Annotated in this window: 24 protein-coding genes and 1 riboswitch; of the genes, 14 read left to right on the top strand and 10 right to left on the bottom strand. The window is 57.4% G+C overall.

The genetic code is table 11. From position 1 onward, the window contains the following. Window positions 1–160: 160 nt before the first annotated feature. Both ACLPGZ_RS01420 and gpmA read right to left on the bottom strand, forming a co-directional pair. Window positions 161–1,735: a murein hydrolase activator EnvC family protein gene (locus ACLPGZ_RS01420; protein WP_115634451.1), complete on the bottom strand. Its 1,575-nt coding sequence runs from the start codon at window positions 1,733–1,735 to the stop codon at window positions 161–163. Between the two features lie 3 nt (window positions 1,736–1,738). Further along, window positions 1,739–2,485: a 2,3-diphosphoglycerate-dependent phosphoglycerate mutase gene (gene gpmA, locus ACLPGZ_RS01415; RefSeq protein WP_009458620.1), complete on the bottom strand. Its 747-nt coding sequence runs from the start codon at window positions 2,483–2,485 to the stop codon at window positions 1,739–1,741. Window positions 2,486–2,646: 161 nt separating this feature from the next. Here gpmA and ACLPGZ_RS01410 point away from each other — a divergent pair, with 161 nt between their 5' ends. The 5 genes from ACLPGZ_RS01410 to ACLPGZ_RS01390 all read left to right on the top strand — a co-directional run bounded on the left by ACLPGZ_RS01410 (window position 2,647) and on the right by ACLPGZ_RS01390 (window position 5,932). Then, window positions 2,647–2,994: a rhodanese-like domain-containing protein gene (locus ACLPGZ_RS01410; protein WP_226349166.1), complete on the top strand. Its 348-nt coding sequence runs from the start codon at window positions 2,647–2,649 to the stop codon at window positions 2,992–2,994. 23 nt (window positions 2,995–3,017) lie between these two features. After that, the gene (grxC, locus tag ACLPGZ_RS01405; protein ID WP_009458616.1) at window positions 3,018–3,275 is read left to right on the top strand and encodes a glutaredoxin 3; all 258 of its coding nucleotides are present in this window, start codon (window positions 3,018–3,020) and stop codon (window positions 3,273–3,275) included. Window positions 3,276–3,314: 39 nt separating this feature from the next. After that, entirely contained in the window at window positions 3,315–3,803 is a 489-nt protein-coding gene (gene secB / locus ACLPGZ_RS01400; protein ID WP_009458614.1) for a protein-export chaperone SecB, read from the top strand. Then, window positions 3,803–4,855, top strand: coding sequence for an NAD(P)H-dependent glycerol-3-phosphate dehydrogenase (locus tag ACLPGZ_RS01395; RefSeq protein ID WP_429640949.1), 1,053 nt, complete (start codon window positions 3,803–3,805; stop codon window positions 4,853–4,855). The genes secB and ACLPGZ_RS01395 overlap by 1 nt, the downstream gene beginning before the upstream one ends. A gap of 78 nt (window positions 4,856–4,933) precedes the next feature. Beyond that, entirely contained in the window at window positions 4,934–5,932 is a 999-nt protein-coding gene (locus ACLPGZ_RS01390; RefSeq protein WP_035270263.1) for a Bug family tripartite tricarboxylate transporter substrate binding protein, read from the top strand. A 148-nt stretch (window positions 5,933–6,080) separates the two neighbouring features. Here the strand turns inward: ACLPGZ_RS01390 and ACLPGZ_RS01385 are convergent, their stop codons facing one another. Next, window positions 6,081–6,551: a tRNA (cytidine(34)-2'-O)-methyltransferase gene (locus tag ACLPGZ_RS01385; RefSeq protein ID WP_035270260.1), complete on the bottom strand. Its 471-nt coding sequence runs from the start codon at window positions 6,549–6,551 to the stop codon at window positions 6,081–6,083. A 54-nt stretch (window positions 6,552–6,605) separates the two neighbouring features. Continuing rightward, complete coding sequence (locus ACLPGZ_RS01380; protein WP_268379783.1) at window positions 6,606–7,355, bottom strand: ComF family protein; 750 nt, start codon at window positions 7,353–7,355, stop codon at window positions 6,606–6,608. A gap of 81 nt (window positions 7,356–7,436) precedes the next feature. On the opposite strand from ACLPGZ_RS01380, the gene ACLPGZ_RS01375 reads away from it, so the two are divergent. After that, the gene (locus tag ACLPGZ_RS01375) at window positions 7,437–8,351 is read left to right on the top strand and encodes a methyltransferase domain-containing protein (protein ID WP_031232879.1); all 915 of its coding nucleotides are present in this window, start codon (window positions 7,437–7,439) and stop codon (window positions 8,349–8,351) included. Window positions 8,352–8,358: 7 nt separating this feature from the next. On the opposite strand, the gene ACLPGZ_RS01370 is transcribed toward ACLPGZ_RS01375, so the two are convergent. After that, window positions 8,359–10,380, bottom strand: a complete 2,022-nt coding sequence (locus tag ACLPGZ_RS01370; protein ID WP_429640948.1) for a TonB-dependent receptor domain-containing protein — start codon at window positions 10,378–10,380, stop codon at window positions 8,359–8,361. Between the two features lie 83 nt (window positions 10,381–10,463). On the opposite strand from ACLPGZ_RS01370, the gene ACLPGZ_RS01365 reads away from it, so the two are divergent. From ACLPGZ_RS01365 to ACLPGZ_RS01355, 3 genes are all read left to right on the top strand, one after another. Beyond that, a complete protein-coding gene (locus ACLPGZ_RS01365) occupies window positions 10,464–11,144 on the top strand; it encodes a response regulator transcription factor (RefSeq protein ID WP_021447183.1) in 681 nt (226 codons plus the stop codon). Continuing rightward, window positions 11,141–12,481 carry a HAMP domain-containing sensor histidine kinase gene (locus ACLPGZ_RS01360; RefSeq protein ID WP_429640947.1) on the top strand — a complete coding sequence of 447 codons (1,341 nt, stop codon included), beginning with the start codon at window positions 11,141–11,143 and terminating at the stop codon, window positions 12,479–12,481. Before ACLPGZ_RS01365 ends, ACLPGZ_RS01360 begins: the two co-directional genes overlap by 4 nt. A gap of 33 nt (window positions 12,482–12,514) precedes the next feature. Beyond that, window positions 12,515–12,657, top strand: a riboswitch (FMN riboswitch). Between the two features lie 97 nt (window positions 12,658–12,754). After that, entirely contained in the window at window positions 12,755–13,246 is a 492-nt protein-coding gene (locus ACLPGZ_RS01355; RefSeq protein WP_429640946.1) for a 6,7-dimethyl-8-ribityllumazine synthase, read from the top strand. 113 nt (window positions 13,247–13,359) lie between these two features. Here the strand turns inward: ACLPGZ_RS01355 and ACLPGZ_RS01350 are convergent, their stop codons facing one another. The 4 genes from ACLPGZ_RS01350 to rsmB are packed head-to-tail and all read right to left on the bottom strand — an operon-like array spanning window position 13,360 to window position 18,350. Further along, window positions 13,360–14,055: a response regulator gene (locus tag ACLPGZ_RS01350; RefSeq protein ID WP_060185356.1), complete on the bottom strand. Its 696-nt coding sequence runs from the start codon at window positions 14,053–14,055 to the stop codon at window positions 13,360–13,362. A 21-nt stretch (window positions 14,056–14,076) separates the two neighbouring features. Further along, on the bottom strand, window positions 14,077–16,413 hold the full coding sequence (locus tag ACLPGZ_RS01345; protein WP_035270606.1) for a sensor histidine kinase: 2,337 nt from the start codon (window positions 16,411–16,413) through the stop codon (window positions 14,077–14,079). Further along, window positions 16,413–16,997 carry a DUF4390 domain-containing protein gene (locus tag ACLPGZ_RS01340; RefSeq protein ID WP_042486797.1) on the bottom strand — a complete coding sequence of 195 codons (585 nt, stop codon included), beginning with the start codon at window positions 16,995–16,997 and terminating at the stop codon, window positions 16,413–16,415. The genes ACLPGZ_RS01345 and ACLPGZ_RS01340 overlap by 1 nt, the downstream gene beginning before the upstream one ends. A 48-nt stretch (window positions 16,998–17,045) precedes the next feature. Continuing rightward, window positions 17,046–18,350, bottom strand: a complete 1,305-nt coding sequence (gene rsmB, locus ACLPGZ_RS01335) for a 16S rRNA (cytosine(967)-C(5))-methyltransferase RsmB (protein WP_045929809.1) — start codon at window positions 18,348–18,350, stop codon at window positions 17,046–17,048. A 204-nt stretch (window positions 18,351–18,554) separates the two neighbouring features. Between rsmB and rimO the strand changes: the two genes are divergently transcribed. The 5 genes from rimO (at window position 18,555) to ACLPGZ_RS01310 (ending at window position 23,678) form a co-directional block, all read left to right on the top strand. Then, window positions 18,555–19,874 (top strand): 30S ribosomal protein S12 methylthiotransferase RimO, encoded by a 1,320-nt coding sequence (gene rimO, locus ACLPGZ_RS01330; protein ID WP_239054718.1) that lies wholly within the window; start codon window positions 18,555–18,557, stop codon window positions 19,872–19,874. A 161-nt stretch (window positions 19,875–20,035) separates the two neighbouring features. Continuing rightward, window positions 20,036–20,560, top strand: coding sequence for a gamma carbonic anhydrase family protein (locus ACLPGZ_RS01325; RefSeq protein WP_035270247.1), 525 nt, complete (start codon window positions 20,036–20,038; stop codon window positions 20,558–20,560). A gap of 37 nt (window positions 20,561–20,597) precedes the next feature. Continuing rightward, the gene (gene galE, locus ACLPGZ_RS01320; protein WP_035270245.1) at window positions 20,598–21,605 is read left to right on the top strand and encodes a UDP-glucose 4-epimerase GalE; all 1,008 of its coding nucleotides are present in this window, start codon (window positions 20,598–20,600) and stop codon (window positions 21,603–21,605) included. A 122-nt stretch (window positions 21,606–21,727) separates the two neighbouring features. Continuing rightward, on the top strand, window positions 21,728–22,489 hold the full coding sequence (locus tag ACLPGZ_RS01315) for a maleate cis-trans isomerase family protein (RefSeq protein WP_429640945.1): 762 nt from the start codon (window positions 21,728–21,730) through the stop codon (window positions 22,487–22,489). Window positions 22,490–22,790: 301 nt separating this feature from the next. Then, window positions 22,791–23,678, top strand: a complete 888-nt coding sequence (locus tag ACLPGZ_RS01310) for a LysR family transcriptional regulator (RefSeq protein ID WP_429640944.1) — start codon at window positions 22,791–22,793, stop codon at window positions 23,676–23,678. A 75-nt stretch (window positions 23,679–23,753) separates the two neighbouring features. On the opposite strand, the gene hpaI is transcribed toward ACLPGZ_RS01310, so the two are convergent. Further along, window positions 23,754–24,560, bottom strand: a complete 807-nt coding sequence (gene hpaI / locus ACLPGZ_RS01305; protein WP_254002314.1) for a 4-hydroxy-2-oxoheptanedioate aldolase — start codon at window positions 24,558–24,560, stop codon at window positions 23,754–23,756. Window positions 24,561–24,650: the final 90 nt, after the last annotated feature.

Here is a 24,650-nt window from a genome sequence, read left to right as displayed (position 1 = left end):
ATTCCCATTATTTTCAGATTCAAGACGGGGCCACCTCCCGGAGCTGACCCGACCATGCATTATAAGAGTAGCGTAAAGCGTCGACCAGCGTGAACTGGGCTGGAGTCGCTACCCCGCGCAACAAATGCGAGCAAACGTAAGCACCGCAGGCAAAAGTGGCTTAGGAACCTAACCAAACCTGCGGATTGATTGGCTTGCCTTGATGGCGCAACTCAAAGTACAGGCCGGGTTCAACCTGGCCGCCGGTGGCTCCCACCCGCGCAACCGCATCCCCACGCCCCACAATATCGCCTACTTGCTTGAGGGTGCTCTGGTTATAGGCATAGACACTCAAGTAATCGCGACCATGATCAATAATCAGCAAATTACCAAAACCGGTCATCCAGCTGGCAAAAACCACTCGGCCTGGAGCTACCGCGCGAACCGTGGTGCCGGCCTGTGCTCGCAACACAATACCGCGCCAAATGCCGCCATCAGGACGTTCAGCCCCGAACTTGCCTTGCATTTCGCCGCGTACCGGATAAGGCAAGCCACGTTTCAGACCCTGGAAACCACCTTCTGGTTCCAAGGCGGGAGCAGATGCCTGCTCGACGGGCTCCTCAACGACCTGAACCTCGCGCACTTTGGGAGCGGCTGGTTTGCTGATCGGCTCGCTAGGCTCGGACGACGCTTCCAGGCTGTCTGACAAGAGACGCTCGTTCGCGGTCGGCGGCGTGTAGGTCAGCGGTGGACGCGGAATCATGGGTTCCGGATCTGGCTTCTGTGGCGCAGCAGGTTCCGGCTTGCTAGGTGGCAAGGCCGCAGGCAAAGGCGGTTGCGTGGCACGAGCCCGCTCCAGCAACTCCCGCTCGCGCTCCAGACGCGCCTGTTCACGGGCGGCCTGCTCTTGTTTGGCTTTACGCTGCAACTCTTGCTGACGAGCCAGCTCGGCTTTGCGCGCTTCCTCAGCACGGCGCGCCGCTTCCCGTCGGCGTTGTTCTTCGGCGCGACGGGCCAGCTCGGCCTGTCGGGCAATTTCAGTTTCCAGGCCGGAGATCAAATCTCCCAGCCGTTTGTCATTACTTTGCAGGTTGGCAGCCTGACCGCGCTGGCGTTCCAGCTCGGCGCTGATGTCAGCCACCACCTTGGCTCGTTTTTCTTTTTGTTCTTCCAGAGCTTCCTTCTGAGCCGCGGCCTCCTTGGCCAGTTGCTCCTGCTCTTTCTCACGCGCGGCAACCTGGGTCTGCAAGCGATCCAGACGCTCTACGGTGCGACGTACTTTATGAACCTGCTCGGTCTGCTGACGCGAGACATAGCCCAGGTAATGCAATTCGCGGTTAATGGCGTTGGGATCATCACCCGACAAGAGGGCAGACCAGGGCGACACACCATTGGCGTATTGCGCTCGTAATTGCTCGGCCAGCTCCTGCTGACGTTGCTCTTTGATCACTTGCTGTTCGCTGATCTGTTTGCCCAGCGTACCTAGCTGCTGATGCAATTGTTCCTGCCGCTGCTCAATCTGAGCCAGCGTGCGATCGATATCGGAAATAGCCTGCTCGGATTCGCGCAAGGCATTGGCGGCGTCACGACGCGAGCTTTCGCTGGTGTCGATGGTTTTGCGCAGCGATTCGATCTTCTGGCGCAGCTCTGCCTGCTGCTTTTGAGCCTGGGCCTGGCGGGCGGCCAAGTCCGGATCAGCAGCCAGGGCCGGTAAGGTCCAGGCTGCCAGCAACAGGCAAACGCTGTAGCGCCACATTATTTACTGCGCCTTGCCCTGATTGGCCACGGCTTGCATCTGAGCCGCAATCGCTTCCTGGTCGCCCAGGTAGTAATGACGGATAGGACGCAGGTTTTCGTCCAGCTCGTACACCAAAGGCTGGCCGGTAGGAATATTCAGGTGAACGATGTCCTCGTCAGAGATGCCGTCCAGGTGCTTGATCAGCGCTCGCAAGCTGTTGCCGTGAGCCGTCACCAGAACGCGACGGCCGGAGCGGATTGCAGGAGCAATAGACTCGTCCCAGAAAGGAACCACGCGGGCTACGGTGTCTTGCAAGCACTCAGTGCGAGGCAGTTGATCAGCTGGCACACGAGCGTAGCGAGCATCAAAACGCGGATTGCGTGGATCGTCTTCAGCGACGGGCTCGGGAGCGATTGCGTAGGCACGACGCCAGACCAGGACTTGATCCTCACCGTACTTTTGTGCGGTTTCGGCTTTATTTAAGCCCTGTAAAGCACCATAATGGCGTTCGTTCAGGCGCCAGCTCAAACCTATGGGGGTGTGCATGGCGTCCATCGAATCCAGGGCGATCCACAAGGTACGGATAGCGCGCTTGAGGACCGAGGCGAAAGCCAGGTCGAACTCAAAACCGTTTTCTTTAAGCAGATCACCGGCCTGCTTTGCCTGTTGACGCCCGGTTTCGGTAAGATCGACATCGGTCCAGCCAGTAAACCGGTTCTCCAGGTTCCACTGGCTTTCGCCGTGCCGCATCAGTACAAGTTTATACATGGTAAAAACAGCCTCGAGGTTGAAAAATTGGCGCCACTCTATAATCGTGTGATCTTGCCCTTTTTTCTTGCTTTTCTTGGTAATCAACAGGATTTAACGTGGACTTCATCTTAAGTCAGAACAATCTTCTAATTTTAGCAATTGCGGTGCTTGCCGGCATTATGCTGTTAATACCCAGCTTTTTCAAAGGCCGTGCGGGACGCGCAGTTTCAAGCTCGGAAGCGGTACAGATGGTAAACCAGAAAGACGCTATTTTGATTGATCTGCGCAGCGCCGATCAGTTCAAGGCCGGGGCAATTGCACAATCTCGCAACATTCCTGCTGCCGACCTTGACGCCAAGGCCAGCACACTGCCCAAAGACAAGCCTGTCATTCTGGTGTGCGATACCGGTCGCAGCGCTCCGCGCAGCGTGGCCGTCCTGCGCAAGCACGGCATCAACGAAGCCTACACATTGCAAGGCGGTATTCAAGGCTGGCTGCAGTCCAGTCTGCCCGTCAAAAAATCGTAAGCTCCCCCTTCTACGAGGCTCTCATGGCAAAAGTCACGATGTACTCCACAATGGTGTGCCCTTATTGTGTGCGCGCTGAAATGCTGCTCAAGCAACGCGGCGTAACTGAAATCAATAAAATCATGATTGATCGCGAGCCCGAACAGCGCGCTCTCATGATGGAGCGCACCGGTCGGCGTACCGTTCCCCAAATCTACATAGGCGACACCCATGTAGGTGGCTACGATGATCTGGCCGCTTTGGACCGCGAAGGTGGCCTGCTGCCTCTGCTGGCTGCCTGATTTTTTTTCTAACAATTTTTTTATCCCATAGGATCACCCATGGCCGACCAGAACACCCCAGCCGCTGACCAAGAAGCTCAACAACCCAGCTTCAGCCTGCAGCGCACCTACATCAAAGACCTGTCCATCGAAATGCCCAACGCTCCCCAGATCTTTCTGGAGCAAGAGGCCCCTTCCGTGGAAGTGTCCATCAATGTAGGCGGCCAACGCCTGGCTGACACCGTCTACGAAAGCACCGTCACCGCTACTGTGACCACACGCATTGGCGACAAGGTCATGTACCTGGTCGAAGCCACCCAAGCCGGTATCTTTGAAGCTGCCAACATTCCTGAAGAGCAGCTCGAACCCCTGCTGGGCATTGTGTGCCCCACCATGCTGTACCCCTACTTGCGCGCTGCCGTGGCCGACGCCATCAACCGCACTTCCCTGCCTGCCCTGCACCTGACTGAAGTGAACTTCCAGTCCCTGTACGAGCAGCGTCTGGCCCAGCAAGCCGCCCCCGCTGACGGCCAGCCTTTGCAGGCCTGATGATGTCAAACGCGCACACTCCTGTTCGTGTTGCAGTCCTGGGCGCTGGCAGCTGGGGAACGGCCTTGGCCGCTCTGGCCAGCACCCAGGCTCCCACGATGGTATGGGCGCGCAAAGCATCAACCGCACAAGCCATCGGGCAGGATCATCGCAATCCAGCCTACCTGCCCGATGTCGTGCTGTCCGACTCGCTACAGGCCAGCGACAGCCTGCAGCAAGTCATGGAGTTTGCCCTGGCTGATGACACCGGCCCTGCCCTGCTGATTCTGGGCGTGCCTGTGCGTGGTCTGGCACAAACCTGTGTGGATCTGGCGCAATACCTGCCTGCCACACGCCGCCATCCCGTCCTGCTGGTATGGACCTGTAAAGGCTTCCATCAGGAAAGCGGCTTATTACCCCACCAGATTGTGCGTGAAAGCCTGCCCGACCATCCCTGGCTAGGCCGTGCCGTGCTCTCTGGCCCTTCGTTCGCCCTGGAAGTGGCTAAAGGCCTGCCTGTTGCGCTGACACTGGCCTGCGAACCTGCTGATATGGCCGGCATTGCCCTGGAGGCTTTGCATGGCAAGCAAGCGCGCCTGTACACCAGCACCGACATGATCGGCGTGGAAGTGGGCGGCGCTGTCAAAAACATTATGGCCATTGCCTGTGGCATTGCCGACGCTCTGGGCCTGGGCCATAACGCCCGTGCTGCCCTGATTACCCGAGGCCTGGCTGAAATGCAGCGCCTGGGTGTTGCCCTGGGTGGTCAAGCAGAAACCTTCTCCGGCCTGGCCGGTCTGGGAGATCTGGTCCTGACGGCTACGGGCGAATTGTCCCGCAATCGCCAAGTAGGCCTGGCGCTGGGTGCTGGTGAAAGCCTGGACAGCATCCTGGCCACCGGCATTACCGCTGAAGGTGTACGCTGTGCCCGTTCGGTTCTGGAAATGGGCCGAGCGCACCAGATTGAATTACCGATTACCGCCGCGGTCTGCCAAATCCTGTTTGAAAAACTGGCCCCGCGCGAAGCTGTCCACGCCTTGCTTACCCGCGAGGCAAAGCAGGAAGGCCACTAATACCTTCGTCTGCCCGATCTGGCACTTCACCCGCGCTGCCAGAACTGCAGTCAACCGTCTCTTACTCAGAATAAAACAATGTCATTGCTTGCTCGTTCTCGTGATCTTCTGATCCGCTCCGTCCTGGGGCTGGCCTGCACTGGTTTGCTGGCTCAATCGGCTCTGGCCCAATCCAGCTGGCCTGAGCGCCCGATTCAAATGGTCGTGCCCTTTCCAGCAGGCTCCTCGCCTGACGCCCTGGCCCGTGCCATTTCCGAGCCCCTGTCCCAAGCTTTGGGCCAAACTGTCATTGTTGATAACCGTCCTGGTGCTGGTGGCAATATCGGCACGCGCTTTGTGGCGCATGCCAAGCCCGACGGCTACACCCTGCTGCTGACCATCAATGGTCCCATGGTGACCGCCCCCACCCTGTACAAGACCTCGCTGGGCTATGACCCGCTGAAAGACTTGCAGGCCATCTCCATGATTGGCACCAGCCCCAACGTGCTGGTCGTGCCGGCCAACTCGCCCGCCAACACGGTGGAAGAGTTCATTGCCCTGGCGAAATCTCGTCCTGGCGAATTGAACTACGGCTCAGTTGGCCCCGGCAGCTCGGCCCACTTGGCCATGGCCATGCTGGAACATGCGGTTGATATCAAACTGGAACAAATCCCCTACTCGGGCTTTCCACAAATCCTGACCGCCATTATTGGTGGCGACATTGACGCCGCCTTCATGGTGCCCGGCATTGCCATGCCCCAGGTTGAAGCCGGCAAGGTGAAAGCCCTGGCCGTGACCTCCTTGCAACCCAGCGAATTGCTGCCCGGTCTGGACACCATGGCGCAAGCCGGTCTGGAAAACTTCGAGGCGATTTCCTGGGATGCTTTCTTTGTGCCCCACAATACCTCGGACGATGTGGTCAAACGCCTGAACCAGGAAATCACCACCATCCTGCAACGCGACGACATCAAGGCCAAGCTCAACGCCTTTTACTTCTCGTCCGAGCCTTCCACCCCGCAGGAGATGACGGACAAGATCATTGCCGACAAGGCTCGTTGGGATGAAGTGATTGAACGCCTGAATCTGTCGCTGGAATAAGGACAAGATCGAAAAAAACGGCCCTGCAAATTCAAGATTTGCGGGGCCGTTTTCTTTGCAGCCATCACTCAAAAATAAATACGCGCCGTTCAATGACAAATGTGGCGTCGCCCAGGACTACACCCTGGCGGCCTGTCTCTACACAAGCTTAAACCCCACCTTCGTAACCCGCTTGCCGCCAGGCATCAAAAACACAAATCGCCACGGCATTGGACAGGTTCAAGCTGCGTTGCCCCGCCAACATGGGCAGACGAATCCGCTGCTCGTTGGGAAACAAGGCCAGTTGTTCTGCAGACAAGCCTGCGGTTTCGCGGCCAAATACAAATACATCACCCGGCTGAAAGCTTTGCTCAGCCAGCAAATGGCTACCACGTGTAGTCAGGGCAAACGCGCGATCCGGCGCGGAGCCCGTGGCCTGGAGGGCTTCTTCCAGACTGTCGTGCACCTTCACTTGCGCCCACTCGTGATAATCCAGCCCGGCACGACGCAGCTTGCTGTCTTCAAGCTCAAAGCCCAGGGGCCGCACCAAGTGCAGGACACAGCCCGTATTGGCTGCCAGTCGAATGACGTTACCCGTGTTGGGAGGGATCTCGGGCGAAACCAGGACAATATGAAACATGAAAAACCTAAAAAGTGCAGAAAAAGCCGCGAACAAGCGAGGAAGTATACAGGGCTAGGATGCCTTCAATTTCCAGGGAGCTCGTGCAGCGACCAAGGCATAAACAGACTGTGCGCCCGCCAAACGGCAGGCCCGTGCCAGGGCATCCAAAGTGGCTCCTGTGGTCAGCACATCATCGACCAACAGCACATCACAGCCTTGTAGCGACTCCCGCAGGTTAAAAGCGCCCCGCATGGCCTGCCTGCGGGCCTGACGCCCCAAGGTCTTCTGGGCCTGCTCGTGCCGTAGCTGCGCCGTGACGATATGCAAACGTGCTGACAAACCCAATTCATGTGCCACGCGCCTGGCCAGTACCGCTGCCGGATTGAAGCCCCGCCGGTGCAAGGCTTTACGCTGCGAAGGCACTGGAATGACCCGGCAAGCAGCGTTCAGCACAGGCCCATGCCTACGCCATTGCTGCACCATCAGTTCCGCCAACACCGCTGCCATTTCCAGCCGACGGGAAATTTTAAACGCATGTATCAGCATATCGCCAGGATGTTCATAATCGAATCCGGCAACCGTCGCTTGCAGGGACAACTGCCCTGCTCCGCAGTCCGGGCAGGCCAGTAAAGCCAAGGGCGGCAAGGCCAAAGCACAACGAGGGCAGCGCAAATCCTGGGCGGGTGTTGCCAGCGCGTGTCGGCAAAAGCGGCACAGTGCGCCACTTTGCGAACGCAATCCGCACAGCACACAAGGCCGTGCCAACAGTGGAATCCCTACAAGACGGTGGGTCGGCTCGCGCCGAAACAGGGGATGCGCCATAATAGATCATTACCTTTCAGAGCCAGGCTGATTCGATCACAGCACATGCCACTGATCCAGGCCAGCAACGTCCGCGCAACTATGTCCCAGTTACCTTCTTTACCAATCAACTCCGCCCACGTCGAGCAGCAATTCAATCGCCGCGCTCCCCTGGATCACGCTCAGTTTCTTTATGGTGAAGTCGCCCAACGGATGTTGTCCCGGCTGGCTTTGGTGCGCTTGCAACCCACTCATATTCTGGATGCCGGCTGTGGTGCCAGCCACGCGCTGGAGCCTTTGCGTTCCCGCTACCCGGATATGAACTACACCGGTCTGGATCGCAGCGCCAAGCTGTTGGAGGTTGCCCGCGAGCGCTACCAATCCAAACCCAGCCTGTGGCAAAAACTGCGCAACCAACCTACCCCTGCTGCCAACTGGGTTCAGGCCGATATGGCCAACAGCGGCCTGCCCGCAGAAAGCCAGGAGCTGGTCTGGTCGAACATGGCACTGCACTGGCACCCGGAACCGCATCGAGTCCTGGCTGAATGGAACCGCCTGCTGAAACCCGAGACGCTGGTCATGTTCTCCTGCCTGGGTCCCGGCTCTTTTGCCGAGCTGCGCAGTGCCATGGAGCAAGCGGATCTGGGCACCCAAACGCTGGAATTCGTGGACATGCACGACTTTGGCGATCTGTTGCTGGAAAACGGTTTTGCTGATCCCGTGATGGATCAGGAGGTCGTGACGCTAACCTACCGCAGCGCTGAAAAACTGCTGGATGATTTGCGTCTGCTGGGCGGCAATCCGCACCCACAACGCAAGGCCAGCCTGAGCACCCTGCCCTGGCGTCAACGCCTGCTCAATGCGCTGGAGAAACAGCGCCATATGGACGGCACCTTGCATTTGAGCTTGGAAATTGCGTACGGGCACGCCTGGCGCGCTCGTAGCCGTCGCAGCACCCAGGGCGAGGTCAGCGTGCCGATCTCCACAATCAGCCGCCGCCCCAAACCCCAGGAATAAACCGCATTTAGAAGCGGTATTCGGCCTGCAACCAGAAGCGGCGGCCATCTTCCGCATAGGAATAGGCTCCGCTGGTACCCGAGTCGCGACGACGATCGGTCAGGTTATAGACGGCCGCGCTCAAGCTCAGATCTTTTCTGGCACGCCAGCTGGCTCCCAGATCCACCGTAGCAATCGTCCCCATGCTTTCGCTGACAGCACCGCCCTGTCCCCAGGAAATATTGGTTTCCCGACCACGCACGTTCAAGGTCGAGAAAGCTGACACGGCTTCATTCGGCGTCCAGTCCACGGTCAGGCTGCCCATATTGCGTGGGGTCGCCACCAAGGGCTGTCCTTCAGACTGCGGGTAGCCAAAGCCCAGGATAGTGGCGCTGCCATTACGCACCTTGGAGTCCGTAAAGGTATAGCTGCCGCGCACTTTCCATTGCTCGTTAAAGCGATAGGCCAAGCCCAGTTCCAGACCCTGAACCCGTGCTTCAGTGATATTGAAGTAGGTGCTATACATGCTGTTGGTATACGGGTCCGGTGGCACAGGACGGCCATCGGGGTAGTACAGCTGACGCGAGCCGGTATTGGCGATCTTGTTTTTGTAGCGGGTGTGGAACAAAGTAGCGTTGGCGCTCAACGGTCCGCCATCGTCAAAGTACAAGCCCAGTTCTACGTTGGTGCTGACCTCAGGTTCCAGATCCGGATTGCCCCAGGTATAAGCACCGCCACGCTGCGGCAAACCGATTTGCGGATTGCTTTGCATGATGGTCGGAGACTTGAAACCCTTGGCGATCCCGCCTTTCAGCGTCCAGGCATCTGTCGCACTCCAGACACCGCACAAACGGGGAGTCCAGTGACGGCCATAGAACTCGTTGTCGTCCATACGCACGCCGCCAGTCAGGGCGAAGGATGGGCTCAGGCTCCATTCATCTTCCAGGAACAGGGAGTATTCACGCACGGAAGTATCCACACCTGCGCCATTCGGATTGGCGTAGTAGCCATCGGCCTTCAACTCGCTTTTGCGCCACTGAAAACCACCCACCAGCATGTGATCGGCCAAAGGCAGGGTGAGCTTGCCATCAATCACGGTATTGCGAAGATCAGGGCGGGCGCTTTGAGTGGGGCCATCGCGATAGGCTTGTTCACGGTTCAGGCTTAGCTCCGTATCAAAGCGGCCCCAACGCCCCGTATGGGCCAGCGTATAGCTGTCGCGCACGTACTCGTTTTCATTGGCCTTGCCCGTCAAAGCCAATGACTTGCCGGAGGTGGTCCAGAAATGCTGGGTCGTGCGGCCAGCTTCAAACATGAACTCATGATTGTTATTGGGGGTTGCCCACAAACGCACCGTACCGTTTTGACGTTTGGCACGCGCAAAGCCATTCAACACCTGATCTTCCTGACGTTGCTTGTGGTAGCCCCAGAACTGCAAGCCCAAGCGCCCCGGCACGATGGGGCCAGACAAGTACAAATCAGCCGAGCCGCTATTTCCAGCCGAACCACTGTCCTGCAAGGTATAGCCACCGGTCAAGGAGCCGTGCCATTTGTCGGCCACTTTGCGCGTCACAATATTGATGACTCCGCCCAAAGCCTCAGAGCCGTACAAGGTCGACATGGGGCCACGCACCACTTCGATACGCTCAATGGCTTCCAGCGGGGGAATCCAGTTCATGTCCAGAGCCTCAGACACCCCACCCTTCATAGTGATCTGACGCATGTCCTGGCGGCGACCATCAATCAAGACCAGCACATGCTCGGACTCCATGCCGCGAATCGAGATAGCCCCTTTGTCGCCACCTAAAATGCTGACGCCCGGCACCTGGCGCAAGGCATCGGCCAAAGACTCAAAGCGTTTCCCCTCCAGCTCCTCGCGCGGAATCACGGTAATAGAGGCCGGTGCGCTCACCACTTCCTGAGCGAATCCCGAGGCGGTCACCGAGATTGCACTTAACTGCTCAACTTCATTGCGTTCCTGAGCCCAGGCGGACATGCACGCCAAGGATAAGGCGGCCAAGGGCCAACGCAGGCCCGTTCTCATTTTCATCAGAATTCTTCCATTATTTATAATACGAACCAAACTCATTTCTATTTGCCACTATCATGAGCCCGGTTTCTGACCGTAGTCTGATGAAAACTATTCTGATTATTGAAGACCACCGGCCTTTGTTGAGCCTGTTGGCAAGCCATCTGCAAGGGCAGGGATATGCAATTCGCACCGCTACGACGGGGCGGATTGGTCTTGCCCTGCTGCAAGAACATAGCTTTGATGCCCTGATTCTGGATCTGGGATTGCCCGATATGGACGGCATGGAAGTTCTGGCGCAGCTGCATCGCCCAGATCGCAGCCAGCGCCTGCCCTGCCTGATCTTGAGTGCGCGCGATGCCGTCCACAATCGCATTCAAGGGCTGCGTGGCGGTGCGGACGACTATCTGCTCAAACCCTTTGATCTGCTTGAGCTGGAGGCCCGCCTTAGCGCAATCCTGCGGCGGGCTGCGCCCCATCGTTACCAGCAACTGGTGATCGCGAATCTACGATTCGAGCCTGAAGTGCGACAAGCCTGGGTCAATGACCAAGCCTTGATGTTGCCACGGCGGGAAAGCCTGCTCTTGCTGGAGCTGATGCAGGCCAGCCCCCGTTTGCTGGTCAAGGATTATTTGCTGGAGCAGCTCTATCAAAACCAGACCGACATCAGTCTGAATGCCATCGAAGCGTTGATCTCCAAACTACGCCGCAAGCTGCGCGAGCAAAATGCCCTGGTTTGCATCGACACGGTGCGCGGTGTGGGCTACCGCTTGCGCGCTCTGTGAGCAGGCGCGCCTTCAGTCTGCGCGGGCGATTACTGATCAGCCTGCTGCTGATGCTGGCCTTGGGCTTTTGCGCTCTGGCCCTGTCCTTGTTCGATACCCGCGACGAGCTGCGCCGCATCAGCCTGTTTTTGCAGGCCGAGGAAATTGCCCGCGACTTTAAACCCTCGGAATCATTGGATAGCTTGCCGCGTCAGTACGCCGGTGGGGAAATGTCCTATTCTCTGTACAGCGCCGAGGGTGAGCTGCTCCAGGCCTCATCCAATCTGGCAAGTCCACGACGCCTGCGCCCTGCTCAGCCTGAAGACGAGTTGGCTTTGTTCAGACTGAAGCATCGCAGTGGCTATGTGGTGTCGGTTTCGGTCACGCTGCCCAGTGGCGAAATCCTGATGGTCGCCAAACGAGACCAGCGCGAAAGAGAGCTGATCGGAGCCTTGCTGCAAACCCGCATGTGGCGCTCACTGCTTTTGTGGCTGCCTGTGTGTGCGGTGGGTCTGTTGTTGATCGCCTGGCTGATTCATTGGACCTTGCGCCCGGTACGACAAGCGGCAAATCTGGCTGCGACGCTGGGCCCTGCTCAACCCGAGCTGCGCTTGCCGGTCACTGAACTGCCCAAAGAAATTCGCCCCTTGGCACAGGCCGTCAATCAAAGTCTGGACCGCCTGATGCAGGCCTATCACCATGAACAACAACTGGTCGCAGATGCCGCGCACCAACTGCGCACCCCATTAGCTGTGATGTCCTTGCGTCTGCAAACGGCTGAACACCATAGCGAGCAGGACTGGGATTTGCTGCGCGAGGATATTACCCACTTGCAGCGTCTGGTCAGCCAATGGCTCAGCCTGGCCCGCAAGCAGGAGCAGGCTACGGAGCTAACAGACCACACAGCCTTGGCACCGTTGTGCCGCCGTGTGATGGGAGACTTATGGCCGCTTTTCGAGCAGGCCAATCGAGAGATCCAATTTCACGATGATAGTTCGCTCGATACTGTTCAAGCCTGTGAGGCCGATCTGTCCGAAGCCATTGTCAACGCACTGGACAATGCCCTAACACATGGCAAAGGCACGGTCAGCTTGCATTTGTATAACCCACAGCCAGACCAATGCGCGATCGATATCAGCGATCAAGGTGCAGCCTTGGATGCGCAAACAGCTCATCTGGCCTTTGAGCGCTTTCACAAGCAAGACAGCGCCAGCAAAGGAGCGGGCCTGGGGTTGACGATTGTGCGTCAGATTTTGCTGCGCCACGGTGGCCAGGCCCAGTTCCTGCCCGGCGCACCCTGCACTCTGAGGCTCTTGCTGCCACTAGCGGCTCCCGCCTCTGACAAAAAAACGGTTTAGCGGTAAACTCGTCCGGTTGGCCTCCCCGGCCAACTACGTTCTCAGGGCGGGGTGCAAGTCCCCACCGGCGGTAATGGCACTAGCCTAGCCCGCGAGCGCCTGGCCTTGTGTCAGGGACAGCAGACCCGGTGTGATTCCGGGGCCGACGGTATAGTCCGGATAAAGAGAGAACGGGATACCCTCATAACCTGTACAGGAGTCATCCTGATATGGGCTTGAGCTATCCTGCTTCCTGCATGCCCTGTTTTTGTTGTCATAAAACAGGAAATCAACATGAACAGTATTACCTCAGCCAATCTTCTGGCTCCCCGTATCGCCTTTATTCAAGCTTGCTGGCACAAGGACATTGTGGATCAGGCCCGACTGGGTTTTATCGACGAAGTCAAAGCCATGGGCCACGACAGCAGCCTGATCGACTTCTTTGAAGTGGGCGGCGCCTTTGAAATCCCACTGCATGCTCAACGTCTGGCCCAATCGGGTCAATATGCCGCTGTTGTGGCTGCCGGCCTGGTGGTTGATGGCGGTATTTATCGCCACGACTTTGTGGCTACCGCAGTGATTCAAGGCTTGATGCAAGTCCAGCTCAGCACCAACGTGCCGGTGTTTTCAGTCGTGCTGACTCCTCACCATTTCCATGATGGCAAAGAGCACCACGATTACTTCCACCGTCACTTTGTGGTCAAGGGCCAGGAAGCGGCCCGTACATGCCTGGATACCGTGAGCAAGTTGCAAGCACTGCCTGCGGCATCCGTCGCCGCTCTCTAAACGGCAAGGCGGCCTGAAAAGGCCGCCTCAATCCCAAACCCCCCAGGCTGCTTTTACCCGCAGCGCCAGAGCTGGCCAGAAGCTTGCTGGCCATGCATTTGGTAACTACTGTATCAAGACTGGTTACGCTTGCGCGACGAGTCTATACCCAGCTGTTTAAGCTTGCGGTACAAGTGGGTGCGTTCCAGACCAGTACGCTCCGACACACGCGTCATGCTGTGATTTTCGCGGCGCAGATGATATTCAAAATAAATGCGCTCGAACTCGTCACGCGCTTCGCGCAAAGGCAGATCCAAAGAAATGCTACCCAGCTGGGACTCATCCTGCTCGACTTCAGGGACGGCCATGGCAGGTGCCATACCGGGAGCCATTGTGGCGGTTTCAGGGCGGCGATCACCACCTTGAACCACCGGGCGGGCAGCGGCTGCCAGCGCCTTGGGTGCAACGGTACGCTCCAGACCCGAGGCGACGGTCTTTAGCAGGCGCTGCATGGTGATGGGTTTTTCCAGGAAGTCCACCGCACCAATACGGGTTGCTTCCACCGCGGTATCCACCGTGGCGTGGCCACTCATCATGACCACTGGCATATCCAGCAAGCCTTGAGAAGCCCACTCCTTGAGCAGGCTGACACCGTCAGTGTCTGGCATCCAGATATCCAGCAAGACCAGATCGGGGCGGCCCCGCAAGCGTGCCTCGCGAGCCTGGGCGGCATTCTCTGCCAATTGCACGGTGTGCCCTTCGTCGTAAAGAATTTCCGACAAAAGTTCCCGAATGCCGATTTCGTCATCAACTACCAGAATTCTGGCCATAAAACGTCACCTACGTGATTTTTACGCATTATCGTTTGCTCGCCGCCCAGAGTCCAGACGAATATGCTGGCCAGCAAGCCGGGTAAAGAGGATGGAAATGCGAGCCCCCCCCTCACGACGATTGGAAACATCGATTCTGCCGCCGTGCTCCTCGATGATTTTCTTAACTATAGCAAGTCCCAGACCCGTGCCGGTGGGCTTGGTGGTTACGTAAGGTTCAAAAACGCGCACCAGCATCTGGGGATCAAAACCAGGCCCGTTATCTGACACCACAAAACTGACCGCATCAGAAGAGTCGGAACCTTCTACGCCCGCAATCATGGTTTTAACAAATACATGCGCCTGGTCAAGTGATTGATCCTGGGCAGCCGCTTCACGAGCATTGGCCAGCAGATTATGGATAACCTGCCGCAGTTGCGTGGGGTCGCCTTGAACCATGGGCAAATCAGGGTCCAGCTCCACATCAATTGCCACACTATAACCATCGTCCCGGACCATGCCTTCTTCCGGGTCCCAACCATATAAAGTCAGCACTTCGGTAATCAGCTCGTTCAGATTCAGAGCTTGCATCTGAGTCGCCGGTTTACGAGCATACTCTCGGAAATCTTCCACCATCTTCTTGAGCGAACTGACCTGATTGACGATGGTATTGGTATAGCGCAGCAACATGGCAGCATGGACTTCATCCAGCTGCGACTCCAGTTTCATGGCCAGTCGTTCGGCCGACAACTGAATAGGCGTTAACGGGTTCTTGATCTCGTGTGCCAGGCGTCGAGCCACCTCGCTCCAGGCCACCAGACGGCTGGCGGAAATCACGTCAGTAATATCGTCAAACACCACCAGATACCCGGTTGGCTGACCATCTACACGCAGCAAGGTACCACGGGCCAAAACGGTGACGATAGTATCACGCGCTTCATTACCTTCTTGCATTTCCAATTCAAACTGCTGCTGCCAGTAAGGATGATCCGAGCCCATGGCCTGATGCGTGGAAAAGGCTTCACGTATCACCGAGGCAAAGGTCATGGCCCCTTCCAGCGTTTCCAGCGGACGCCCCTTGATGGAGCGCAAGTCCACCTGCAAGATACGCTGCGCCCCCTGGTTGAACATGGTGACGCGGAACATCTCGTCAAACGCCAGTACACCACTGGACAGATTACTGAGCACTGACTCCAGGTACATATTGGAGCGTTCCAGCTGCAGACGATTTTTCTCGACCATGCGGCGCGCTTCATCCAGCTGTCGGGTCATGGCATTGAAAGAGCGCGTCAACTGGCCAACTTCATCCTTGGCGGGCGGCTCAGGCAAAGCCCGATAGTCCCCCACCCCTACCGCCTGCGTCCCCGCAGCCAATGTCAGCAAAGGACGCGTCAGGCGACGAGACAAAGCCAGGGCAGCCGCCACAGCCGTAAACACCGCCAGAATCAAGGCCAGCGTCAGCGTAATACCGTAGAGCTTGCGCAAGCCCTGACGAGACAAGGCCAGTTCCTGATAGTCCCGGAAACCTTGCTGCACCTGGTTGGCATTGCGTGCAATCTTGTCCGGCACAGGCTGAATGACCTGCAGCCAGCGCGAGTCTGCCGTACCACTCAAGGTTGCTGCAAAGCGATTGGGATCGGCCAATGGTAGAACCGTGCGCAAACGCAAACCGGTGGACTCTGCGGGAACCCCGCCTTCGTCCAGACCGTTGTCGTGAACAGGCGCATCATCATCCACCTCGGCAGCCGAATAGCGGCCTGCAATACGCAGCTGATTCATCACGCTGGACGGCGGCATATCAGGCAGCAGCGTGTCGTAGCGGCCCGAGGAAAAGGCAATCAGACGACCATTGCCCGAAAACACCATTGCCTCCGTCACCCCGCTGTTTTCACGCAAGGAGATCAGCAAGCTGCTGTACTGCGCGCTGTCCGCCTTGTTCAATGCCGACACCATTTCATTGGCACGACCTTCCAGCTCATTGAGCTGCGAATCCAGGGCGGCGCGGCCCAGGCTCAAGCCCGATTCCAGTGCCGTATCCACCCGCACGTTGAACCAGGACTCGATTGAGCGCGACATGAACTGCACTGAAAGCAGATAAATCAGCGCCCCCGGAATAATGCCAATCAAAGTGAAGTAAAAGGCAAAGCGCGCCGTCATGCGGGCACCAAACTGACGCCGACGTATTTGCCTGAACAGACGAATCGTCAGCAACAGCACCCAGGAAATCAGCGTGGCGGCCAGTACACCGTTGAGCACCAGCAGCAAGTCATACTGCTGCGCGTAGCGCGAAGCGTTGCCCGTAGACCAGACAAGAAGCGAAAACAGCGCCAACGCGCTGACACCCGCTCCAAACAGAGCGGTGCGCAAGATCCAACGTATCAAGGTTGGGGCTCGTCGACGGAGACGGAAAAGGAAAAGGTTTTCCATGGAGTAGCCAGTGTCCAGGCAGAACTATTGATGGCGTCCACTTGAAACGGACGGGCCAGCAAAGAGGTATCCAGGCGCAGACGCACACGACCCTGGTATTCCTGGTCGCGGTCCAGATCAGCCACATACGCCACGGCCCAGCCGCGGATATGCCGCAGCATGGCCAGTGCGTCATTCATGGAGGATTCGGGTAAAGACAGGTCACCCGTGCCTACGCGCCACTGACGGGTCAGGGCGTTGTACACAACCCGCCAGGTTTGTTGTTCTTTAACAACGTTTTTATCAAACCAATACCAGCGGGGCTGCGCCAACTCCACTTCAACCGTGAAATACAGCGGTACCCCTTTCTCGGCAGCAGTGCGCAATTCCGGACTTAACTCGAACTCGACATCCGCATCGATATACAGTTTTTCGTCCCGAATATGGGGCTCGACCTTGACGACCCGCTCTCCCGACGTAGCGACCGGCACAATGGTATTGGCCGAGCTTAGCGCGCAGTTGAAAATCAGCAGAAAAGACAGAAAAACGCGCCACATCGTGATTAACCGCAAAAAGGACAAAGTCAGAGCCCTAATTGTGACAAGTCAAACCGGGCGCGTAAATAAGGCGTAGAAAAAACCGTCGCCATCTGCCAGCGATCGTCCCGCAACGCCGGGCAAAATCTGGCCAGGAGAGTCCAAAAGCTGCGCCTCGGGGTGACGGGCCAAAAACGCCTCAACCTGTTGTTCCCCTTCAGCTGGGAAAATCGAGCAGGTCGAATACAGGAAATGCCCGCCGGGCCGCAATGTGGACCACAAGGCATCCAGTATAGAGCTTTGCAAACGCGCGGTATCAGCAATGTCCGACTCGCGGCGCAACCAGCGAATATCGGGGTGACGACGCACAATACCCGAGGCGGTACAAGGCACATCCGCCAGGATGGCGTCAAAGGGCTGACCATCCCACCATTGAGCAGTACGCGCCGCATCACCCCGTTTTAATTGAACCTTGTCACTGGCCAAACCCAGACGACGCAGGTTGTGACCTACACGCTCCAGACGTTCACCATCCGAGTCCAGGGCCAGTAAGGAAACATCCGCCTGTTCCAGCAAATGAGCCGTCTTGCCACCCGGAGCCGCGCATGCATCCAGCACGCGCATGCCATCCTTGACCGGCAAGAGCAGACCCGCTTGCTGAGCCGACCAATCCTGCACCGACCACCAGCCCAGATCAAAACCAGGAATCGCCTGAACTGGCATCGCCTTGTCCAAGGTGACGGCACCCGTGCCAGGGCTGCTGGAAGCAATACCGGCCTCTGTCAGCACAGCCTGCAAACGCTCCACCGAGCAACGACGCTGATTCACGCGCAAGGTCAAAGGACCGGGGCGATTGGCGGCTTGCAACAGCGCTTCCCAATCACGCGGGTAAGCACGTCGCAACTCCTTGACCCACCAGCCGGGATGATTCCAACGTGCTTCAGGGCGGCTCTCCACCTGAGACAGGATCATCTTGCGCTCGCGTGTAAAGCGACGCAGCACCCCGTTCACCAACCCCTTGGACAGACGCAGCGCAGCCTGGCTATCAGCCGCACGCACGGCCTGATCCACCACCGTATGCACGGCATAGACCGGCACATCCGGGCGATCCTCAAAAGTCTTGGCATCCTCTTGCACACGCATGGCTGTATCCAGCAAGGCCAGCGACACCATCAGCAAGGCATCCAGCCAGGTATTGCTGGGCTGGCGTGGCACCAGCGTGATACGAATCTGACGGGCATGGCCCAGACGGCGCAAAACATGAAAGCTGACAGACTGCACCGCCGCACGGGCAGGCGCTGGCGTTGCAGCCAGGCTTTCAGTCAGGGACTTGCCTGCCAGCACGCCTTCAATATTGCGCGCGCTCAGCAGCATGACTTCGGACAGGGGCAAAGAGGGGGAAAGATGGGTGTCGGACACAGAACAACCGCTAGAAAAGAAAAATATGACTGCGACTGTAGCACTATTTGCCGCATAAACCGGGCTCAAACGCACAAGATCCGCACGCATCCGGGCATGGGACGGTAAAATCAAGCCTATTTCCCAATTTCGAGCCCTCAAGCTCCAGAAGGACCCTCTATGAGCGCCCCCAAAGTCGGATTCGTGAGCCTGGGTTGTCCCAAGGCCCTGGTCGATTCCGAACGAATTCTTACCCAGCTGCGTACCGACGGCTATCAGATCACCCCCAGCTACGACAATGCAGATGTGGTGGTGGTCAATACCTGTGGCTTTATCGACAGCGCCAAGGCCGAATCGCTGGAAGCGATCGGCGAGGCACTGGCTGAGAACGGCCGCGTCATTGTCACCGGCTGTATGGGTGTGGACGAAGGCCTGATTCGCGACGTGCACCCCTCGGTGCTGTCCGTCAGCGGCCCCCAGCAATACGAACAGGTACTGCGCGCCGTGCGTGAAGCCGCACCGCCTTCGCTGGATCACAACCCCTATATTGATCTGGTGCCCCCACAAGGCATCAAGCTGACCCCACGTCACTACGCGTACCTGAAGATTTCCGAAGGCTGTAACCACAGCTGCAGCTTCTGTATTATCCCGTCCATGCGCGGCAAGCTCGTCAGCCGTCCTGTCGGTGATGTACTGGGCGAAGCCGAGCGTCTGGTCAAGGCAGGTGTCAAAGAACTGCTGGTGATCTCGCAGGACACCAGCGCCTATGGCGTAGACATCCGTCAACGCACCGGCTTCTGGAATGGCCGCCCCGTCAAGAGCAGCATGCTGGACTTGAGCGCCGCCCTGTCCGAGCTGGGTGCCTGGGTGCGTCTGCACTACGTCTACCCCTACCCGCATGTGGACAACATCATTCCCCTGATGGCCGAGGGCAAAGTGCTGCCGTACCTGGATATCCCCTTCCAGCACGCCAGCCCTTCCGTGCTGCGCGCCATGAAGCGCCCTGCGTTTGAAGACCGCACCCTGTCTCGCATCAAGCAATGGCGTCAGGACTGCCCGGATCTGACCATCCGCTCCACCTTCATCGTGGGCTTCCCCGGCGAGACCGAGGAAGACTTCCAATACCTGCTGGACTGGATGACCGAGGCCCAACTGGATCGCGTTGGCTGCTTCCAGTATTCGCCTGTTGAAGGCGCCCCCGCCAACAAACTCGACGGCATCGTCCCTGACGAAGTCAAGCAAGAGCGCTGGGAACGCTTCATGGAACATCAGCAAGCCATCTCCACCGCTCGCCTGGCTGCCAAAGTGGGCCGCGAAATGGACGTGCTGATTGATGAGATCGACGAAGACGGCGATGCCGTTGGCCGCTCCAGCGCCGACGCCCCGGAAATTGACGGCAACGTCTTCATCACCAGCGAACAAAAACTGGAACCCGGTCAAATGGTGCGCGTGCGTATTACAGATTCCAGTGAATATGACTTGTTTGGAGAACAGATCTAAGCACTGGCTAGTCCTGATAGCCTGATCAAGCCAGTGGGGTCACAATGACCACACTGGCTTTTATACGCAAGCCCCTTATTAACTTCCCTGCTCACCTGCTCTGCGGCCTATCCCTTCTCATTCAGGCATAGGCGGCCCGGCACATTACCCAAGGATCTTTCATGCCTGTCTACCAATTAGATCAACACGCCCCACAAATCGACGACAGCAGCTTTGTTGCCGCAGAGGCCACCCTGATTGGCAAGGTCGTATTGAAAGAGAAAAGCAGTGTCTGGCCCGGTGCCGTTATCCGTGGCGACAACGAAACCATTACCGTGGGTGTAGGCTCCAACGTGCAAGAAGGCGCAGTACTGCACACCGATCCAGGCTACCCGCTGGATATTGGCGACCATGTCACCATCGGCCACCAAGCCATGCTGCACGGCTGTACCATCGGTGAAGGCGCGTTGATCGGTATCCAGGCGGTCGTGCTGAACGGTGCCGTCATCGGTCGCGATAGCCTGGTTGGTGCTGGCGCATTGGTCACGGAAGGCAAAGTCTTCCCGGAACGCAGCCTGATCATCGGATCGCCTGCCAAAGCCGTGCGTACCCTGAGCGATGAAGACATTGCCAAGCTACGCCAAAACGCCAGTGTTTACGCCGAACGCGGTGGCCACTACAAAACGGCTTTGAAACGCATAGACTAAGCACTTCTTTTCAACTTGCATTTAACTGGAAAGACCTATGGCCAAAACCATTCTTGTCACTGGCGGTACCGGCTTTATCGGCTCTCACACCTGTGTGGAGTTGATTGCACACGGTTATCAGGTTCTGATCCTGGACAACTTGAGCAATAGCCAAAAAAGTGTCTTGGATGCCATCGAGAAAATTACGGGTACTCAAACCGGTTTCATCGAAGGCGATATCCGGGATCGAGCCTTGCTCGACACGATTTTTCAGCAACACACAATTGCGGCAGTCATTCATTTTGCGGGTTTGAAAGCGGTGGGCGAGTCGGTCGCCCAACCACTCAAGTACTACGACAACAACATCACTGGTACGCTGACTCTGTTGCAAGCCATGCAGCAGGCCAATGTGCGCACCCTGGTGTTTTCGTCTTCTGCTACCGTCTATGGCGATCCCCAACAGCTTCCCATTCCAGAGACACACCCACTGTCCGCAACCAATACCTATGGCCACACCAAGCTGGTGCTGGAACAAGCAATGGGTAACCTCTACCAAAGCGAATCGGGCTGGCGCATTGGCCTGCTACGTTACTTCAATCCAGTAGGCGCTCACGAGTCCGGACTGATTGGTGAAGCCCCCCAAGGCATTCCTAATAATCTGATGCCCTATATCGCGCAAGTTGCGACTGGACAACGTGAACAAGTACAAGTTTTCGGCCACGACTATGACACAGCAGACGGCACTGGCGTGCGGGACTACATCCATGTCACTGATCTGGCTGAAGGCCATGTTGCCGCCTTGGAATACCTGGAAACCAAGGATAGCGAGCTGCTGACTGTCAACTTGGGGACAGGCCAGGGCTATTCCGTTCTCGAGATGATTGCAGCCTTCGCCCACAGCTGTGGACACTCTATCCCCTACTCGCTCGTCCCTCGCCGTCCCGGCGACATCGCTGCTTGCTGGGCCGATACCCAGAAAGCCCGCGAAACACTGGGTTGGGAAGCCAAAAAAGGCATCCAGGAAATGTGCGACGACGCCTGGCGCTGGCAATCCGGCCAGTCCTGATCTCTTCCCTCCTGCCATCGCCGTTGGCGATGGCACGTTGACAGATGATTGATTTGCAAGGAAGAAAACGGGTCCTAGAATGAAGGCGTCAATCTAAAAACCACCTTCAGAGACAGATCCCTATGAAAACCTACCGCATTGGTCAGATCGTTCCCAGCTCCAACACCACCATGGAAACCGAGATTCCTGCCATGTTGCAGGCTCGTTACGCCGAGTTTCCTGAAGAGCGCTTCACATTCCACTCCTCGCGCATGCGCATGATGCACGTGAATCCCGAAGAGCTGAAAGCCATGGACATCGCCAGCGATCGCTGCGCTGTTGAGCTGAGCGACGCCCGCATGAGCGTGATGGCCTACGCTTGCCTGGTCGCCATCATGGCCCAAGGCGACGGCTACCACCGCGTCTCGCAAGAGCGTCTGCAAAACACCGTAAAAGACAACGGCGTGGAAATTCCTGTGCTGAGCTCGGCCGGTGCCCTGGTCGATACGCTGAAAGAATTCGGCTACAAGAAAGTCTCCATCATCACCCCTTACATGAAACCGCTGACCAAGCGCGTGGCTGACTACATCGAAGCTGAAGGCATCGAAGTTCAAGACTCCATCAGCCTGGAAGTGTCGGACAACCTGGAAGTGGGCCTGTTGAACCCAGAGAACCTGCTGGAGCACGTCAAGCGCCTGAACCACGACGACGTGGACGCAGTTATTCTGTCCGCTTGCGTGCAGATGCCTTCCCTGCCTGCTATCCAGCGCGCCCAAGACCAGATCGGCAAACCCGTTCTGTCCGCCGCTGTTTGCACCGTGTACCAAATGCTCAAGACCCTGGGTCTGGAAACCCGCGTTCCTAACGCTGGCCACATCCTGTCTGGCGCCAAGCCACAAGCCTGATCGAACAGGCTTAGCGGTACAAAGCCCTGCCGACATACAGTCGGCGGGGCTTTTTTTTATGCTTAGAAGTCCTCAATGCGCGCCGTAAAAACCGCAGTTGTGGCGGCTCATAAACAAACGCCAAGCCATGGACGGTCGTGCGCCCTCGATACAGGCTGATAACACCCTCTACTACTACATCCGTATGGATCTATGGCGTAGACACGACGCGAAATAGCCATAGAGCTTAGGGCGATGATTCTCTCCGCGGCCACAGTCAGCTCAGATGCAGATAAGCAAAAAAAAGCGATATGATGCCTGCATGAAACTGGACCTTCTAACCCTCAAACTGTTTGTCCGCATCCTGGAAGAAGGCACGATCAGCCAAGCGGCAGAGCGTGAGCATATTGCTGCCGCCGCGGTCAGCCGCCGGATTGCGGATCTGGAACAGTCTCTGAACACCACCTTGCTGCTGCGTACGAACAAAGGTGTCAGCCCAACGGCAGCGGGCCTGGAACTGCTGTACCGCTCACGTGCCTTGCTCAACAGTGCTCAAGAGATCGAGACGCGCCTCCAAGCGTATTCGCAAGGCCAGCAAGGGCTGGTACATATCCTGGCCAATACATCGGCTATCTCTCAGTTTCTAGCCGAGCCTCTGGGCAAATTTGGACGTCTGCACCCCGCTATTCCCCTGCAACTGGAAGAACAAACCAGCCTGGACATTATTCGGGCTCTGGCAGAGGGCAAAGCCGACCTGGGGGTGTTTACTCGCCTGCCTTATGCAGCCGATATTGAAGCTTACCCATTTCGCAGTGACAAGCTAGTCGTGCTGGTGCCTATCAATCACCCCTTGGCTCAGCATGAAAGAATCCGTTTCGAGCAGACGCTGGAACATGAGCAGATTACGCTACTGACCGGCACGCAGCTGCATTACCAGATCACCAAAATCGCCATGGAAGCCAACCGTTCGGTGCGTATCCGCACCGAGGTTTCTGGCTACGACGCCATGTGCTTATTGATCAATGCAGGCATGGGTATTGGCATCTTGCCGCGCAAGAGCGCCAGCATTTATCAGATCCCCAATACCCGTGTGATTGAGCTGGACGAAGAATGGAGCCAGCGAGAAATTCTGATCGGTGTGCGCCGCCGCAGTGACCTGCAACCGAGCGCAGAAAGCTTGCTGAGCTTCCTGCTCGAGAGCGGCGCTTGAGAAAGCAGACCCGGCCTTTACAAAATAACTAAGACCGAGCGGCTATCCGCAAGACGCCTGGCGATCAAACCAGCTTTAGTAAGCTGCGCCGGGCTGAGCAACGGGCACCTCAACCTCGTCCTTGAATTGACCCAACAAAGCCGTTGCCGCCTGCCGCAATAACACCGCGTCCACGCCTACGGCCACAAACAAGGCCCCCAAGGACAAATAGTGATGCGCTGCCTCGACATTGGCCTGCAAGATTCCGGGAGCCTTACCCGCCTTGCTGATACGCACAATCGCATCCTCAATCGCTGACAAAACGTCTGGATGCCCGGGTTCGGTCAAATACCCCATACTGGCCGCCAAATCCGCCGGGCCGATAAAAATACCGTCCACGCCCTCCACCGCCAGAATCTCGTCCAGATGATCCAGTGCCTCGCGAGTTTCCACCTGACAAATCACGCACATTTCCTGATTGGCTCGCCCCACATAGTCCGTGGTCGCCCCCCAGCGAGCAGCACGTGCCAAGGCTGCACCCACCCCTCGAATGCCATGCGGAGGATACCGTGTCGCGGCAACAGCCGCTTTGGCCTGCTCCGCGTTTTGCACCATGGGAATTAAAAGGTTCTGAGCCCCCATATCCAGCAGCAGCTTGATCTGCACAGGGTCATTCCAGCTGGGACGCACAATCGGCGCAATAGGATGGGCCGATACGGCCTGCAACTGCGCCAACAAAGTCTGTACCGTATTGGGAACATGCTCGCCATCCAGCAAGATCCAGTCATAGCCCAGGCCTGCACAGAGGTCCGCCACATACGGGCTGGCCAAGCCATGCCACAAACCAATCTGGGACTTGCCCTGCCGCAAAGCCTGCTTGAATGCATTTACCGGGTGCTTCATGTCCTCTCCTTGTCATGTGCTTAGGCGTCAAACAAGTAGTGTAAAGCGCACAAGGTAGAAGTGAGCACAGGGCCTGATTGTTTTGTCTCT

It is taken from the genome of Alcaligenes sp. Me129 (genome assembly GCF_050487245.1).
GTDB classification, from domain to species: domain Bacteria; phylum Pseudomonadota; class Gammaproteobacteria; order Burkholderiales; family Burkholderiaceae_B; genus Alcaligenes; species Alcaligenes phenolicus.
Note: the sequence above shows the minus strand (reverse complement) of the source record. Positions and strands in the feature narration are given on the sequence as shown.